At 72.4% G+C, this 3,709-nt stretch carries 4 protein-coding genes; 2 read left to right on the forward strand and 2 right to left on the reverse strand.

The window, feature by feature from the left end; genetic code table 11:
• Positions 1-74: 74 nt before the first annotated feature.
• Together RMO85_RS02045 and RMO85_RS02050 are read left to right on the forward strand one after the other, a co-directional pair.
• Positions 75-1,091, forward strand: coding sequence for a hypothetical protein (locus RMO85_RS02045; protein WP_310526168.1), 1,017 nt, complete (start codon positions 75-77; stop codon positions 1,089-1,091).
• A 39-nt stretch (positions 1,092-1,130) separates the two neighbouring features.
• Positions 1,131-2,177: a M57 family metalloprotease gene (locus RMO85_RS02050; RefSeq protein ID WP_310526170.1), complete on the forward strand. Its 1,047-nt coding sequence runs from the start codon at positions 1,131-1,133 to the stop codon at positions 2,175-2,177.
• Here the strand turns inward: RMO85_RS02050 and RMO85_RS02055 are convergent.
• Both RMO85_RS02055 and RMO85_RS02060 read right to left on the reverse strand, forming a co-directional pair.
• On the reverse strand, positions 2,170-3,168 hold the full coding sequence (locus RMO85_RS02055) for a methionine synthase (protein WP_310526171.1): 999 nt from the start codon (positions 3,166-3,168) through the stop codon (positions 2,170-2,172). The genes RMO85_RS02050 and RMO85_RS02055 overlap by 8 nt on opposite strands.
• Positions 3,165-3,709 (reverse strand): tRNA methyl transferase PRC-barrel domain-containing protein (locus RMO85_RS02060; protein ID WP_397202855.1); only part of this gene is annotated, 545 nt, incomplete at its 5' end. The genes RMO85_RS02055 and RMO85_RS02060, both read right to left, overlap by 4 nt.

The raw sequence follows: 3,709 nt of genomic DNA on the forward strand, positions 1-3,709 counted from the left end.
GGTGAAGTCGGCCGTCGCCCGCCCTGCCGAACCTCCGGCGCCCTAGCCTCGACCGTCTGCGAGGAGGGCGATCGGTGGCGGGTCTGCGCGTGTTGCTGCTCCTGGCGCTCGCCGCGGCGTCCTCACCGCTGCTCGCCTCCACGAGCGCCGCGCAGGCACGCTCATCACTCGACGGGGTGGGGCCGGTGGAGCGGACCAGTGCCCTGTCACGGCCCTGGCCGGGGGACCGGATCCGCTACCTCGATCGGACCAGCGCACCCGTCGCGGTGCACAGGGCCGTGGCCGCCTGGAACGCCAGCGGCATCGATGTGCGGTTCGTCAAGGTCCGGCGGACGTCGCGAGCACAGCTCGTGATTCGCGACTACGACCACGTGTGCGGGTTCGGCATCGCCACCACCGGCTACACGCCCGGGTCAATGGCCCAGGCCAAGATCGCCGTCGAGGACGCCAACGGCGAACCCTGTGCGTGGCCCGAGGTGACGCTCAAGACCGTGCACGAGCTCGGCCACGTGCTCGGGCTCGGTCACGTGCCCGAGTCGACCTGCGCGATCATGAACCCGTCGACGCTCGAGGGCGTCGCCCCCAGCGGCTGCATCGCCGAGGAGGACGACGCGGATGTGGCGACCTGGTGGTGCCGCATGCTGTCCGCCGTTGACCTGACGAAGGCCAGGCGGCTCTACGGCGGCGTGGTCCGCGAGCGCTCTCCCGAGTGGTGCGACTCGTATCCCCGGATCGTGCAGTCAGGACCCATCACGGCGACCGGCACGACCCGGTCGAACGCACTGACGATCACCGCCACTCGCGTCCTCGACACCACCGTTCCGGCGTGGGCGCTCGAGGACGGCGTCCAGAGCACCGGCGTCCTGATCCGCGCCGCCAACGACGGCTGCCCCACCAGCCCCGACCCGACGGACGCGTCCGTCCTCTGGTGGGACGACGTCTCGGTGGGCGGGTCCCGCACCGACATGACGTTCTGGTCGGGCCCGACGGTCCCCGGACAGACCTGTGTCGCAGCCTGGCAGTTCGACACCGCCGGGACATATGCCGCCCTGCCGTCGACAACGATCGTGCAGGAGGCACCTCCCGGCTAGCCTTGGGGTGCCCAAGCGGGCCTGTTCGAGGGGGAAGCCATGTCACGCATCCGGTTGCTCGTGGTCCTGCTCGTCGCTGGCGCCCTCGGCGTCGGCCTCGTCGCCGGTCCTGCGCAGGCCGCCCCCCGCACGTGGCCGCGCGGCACCATCACCTACGTCGACCGGTCGCTCGACCCGGACGCCGTCAAGCTCGCCGTGAACGCGTGGAACTCCAGCGGTCTCGACATCAGGTTCACGAAGGTCAGCAGTGCGCGCAAGGCGCGGCTGATCATCCAGAACACCAGGAAGGTGCCGGCCGGCTGCGGTTCCGGCTACGGCACGCTGGGCTACCCCGGCCCCGGGCGCCGGGCCTACGTCAGCATCCTGCACGGCACCAACGCCGGCGGACAGGGGTGCGCCTGGCCGGGGCAGACTCAGGTGGTGGCCCACGAGCTCGGTCACGTGCTGGGGCTGGAGCACTACATGCGCGGTTGCTCGCTGATGAACACCTCGCACATCAACGGCGTCGCGTCCTCGCTCTGCCTCTCCTCGAAGAACCCCGATGACGCCAAGCCCGGTCGCTGGCGGTGTCGCCTGCTCGAACCGATCGACCTCAGGCGGGTCAAGCGGCTGTACGGCGGAAAGCCGGTGCTCCGCGAGCCGGAGTGGTGCGACGCGATCGAGAGGATCCCCGCGACAGGTGCCGTGACTCCCGTGGTCGACCAGTTCGGAAACACGAGCCTGACCATCACCCGAGCGGCCGAGCCGGCAGTGCCAGGCTGGCTGGGGCATTGGGGCTACGGCCAGCCGGGTTACGAGATTCACCTGACCCCGGCAGCCTGCACCGCCACACCCGGCGACGACGCCACCCTGGTCGGCGTCGGCCTCTGGGAGGCGACCCCGGTCGGCGGGACTGCGACCGAGGACATCTATTCCGAGATGCCGCCCGGCCCGAACTGCCTGACCGTGTGGCAGTTCGACCAGGGCAACAACTTCGCCAGGGTGCCGACCACCGTGATCATCGACGGCGGCGCCGCCGGCACGGGAGCGACCCGTCCTGCTCCGCGGCCGGCGTTCCGGACGCCGGCGAAGGCGTTCGTCATCTGACGTCGAGGTGACCGGCGACGTGCCGGCTCAGGGACAGGGCCCGGCGAGCCCACTCCGGGGACGCGCCGGCCAGCCCGCACGACGGCGTGATCACCAGTCGGTCGGAGACCTCGGCCGGGTCGAGGCCGAGCATGTCGAGCCAGCGCAGCACCCGCTCGGTCAGCACCGCGTCGGAGGGTACGGCGCTGGGGTCGGTCGAGGCCACGACGCCGAGCGCGACGACGAGTCCGTCGTCGAGCGCCTGCGCCAGCACGTCGAGGTCCGACGTCTCGAGCATCGCGTGGTCCACGGAGAGTCCACGTGCCCCGGCGCCGGCCACCAGGGCCCACGGCACACCGGGGGCGCACGAGTGCACCCACGGCTCCGCACCCGCGTCCGCGATGGCGCCCAGCACGACCTCGAGGGCGGCCGATGCCTCAGGGGGATGCACGGTCCGGTGGCGGCCGAAGCCGGACGCCGTGGGCACCCCGCCGCCCAACACCGCGGGCAGCATCGGCTCGTCGACCTGCACGATCAGCCGCTCGACGCTGGGCAGGCGTCGGCGAAGGTCGGCCACGTGTCCACGCAGGCCCTCGGCCAGCGACTGCGCCAGTTCGCGTCGGGCGCCGTGGTCGGAGAGCACCTTGTCGCCGCGGGGCTTCTCCACGGTGGCGGCGAGGGTCCAGGGTCCGGCCACCTGCGCCTTGAACGCGCCGGCGTAGTCCTGGGCCTGCTCCTCGACCTGGTCGAGGTCCTGGGCCAACAGCGACCGCGCGCGGCGGTGATCGATGCCGGACGCATCCGTCAGCCGCCATCCGGCCGGCTGGAGGTCGACACCGAGGCCGTCGACGATCGCGAGCGCGCGCCCGGTCATGTTCGCGGTCACTCCCCGGCCGGGCAGCTCGGGCACGAAAGCCAGGTCCGGCAGCTCGCCCACGCTGAGGCGGACCGCTTCGGCGTAGGCCCGAGCGTCGTCGCCGGGCATCGACCCGACGCCGGTAGCAAGGCTCACGCGAGCGCCTCGTCGAGGGCCGAGCTGCGGGCGGTCGCGCGGATGGTGGCCGACCCGACGACGCGAGTGCCGTCGTAGATCACGGCCGCCTGGCCCGGGGCGATGCCCTCGGCCGGGTCGAGCAGCTCGATCGCGAGCTCGTCGCCCTCGACGCGCACCGTCGCGCGATGCTCGCCTCCGTGGGCGCGCAGCTGCACGGTGACATCGGGGCCGTCGAGCAGCGACGAGACCGTGCCGCACCAGCGCGGCTTGATGCCGGCGATGCGGTCGATCCGCAGCCCTTCGCGGGGGCCGACCGAGACGGTGCCGGTGACGGGTTCGATGTCGAGGACGAAGCGCGGCTTGCCGTCGGCGGCGGGGGTACCGAGGCGCAGGCCCCGGCGCTGACCGATCGTGAACCCGACGGTGCCCTCGTGCCGGCCGAGCACCTCACCGGTGCCGGAGTCGACGATGTCGCCGCCGGCGTTGGGCAAGCGGTCGCCGAGCTTCTCCTTGAGCCACCCGGCGTTGTCGCCGTCGGCGACGAAGCAGATGTCGTGGG

Origin of the sequence: Nocardioides sp., from assembly GCF_031422975.1 — a bacterium.
In the GTDB taxonomy this organism is placed as follows: Bacteria; Actinomycetota; Actinomycetes; order Propionibacteriales; family Nocardioidaceae; genus Nocardioides.

Coding starts and splice junctions, on each gene's coding strand:
- RMO85_RS02050 (WP_310526170.1), top strand. CDS start 1,131: ATGTCACGCATCCGGTTGCTCGTGGTCCTGCTCGTCGCTGGCGCCCTC.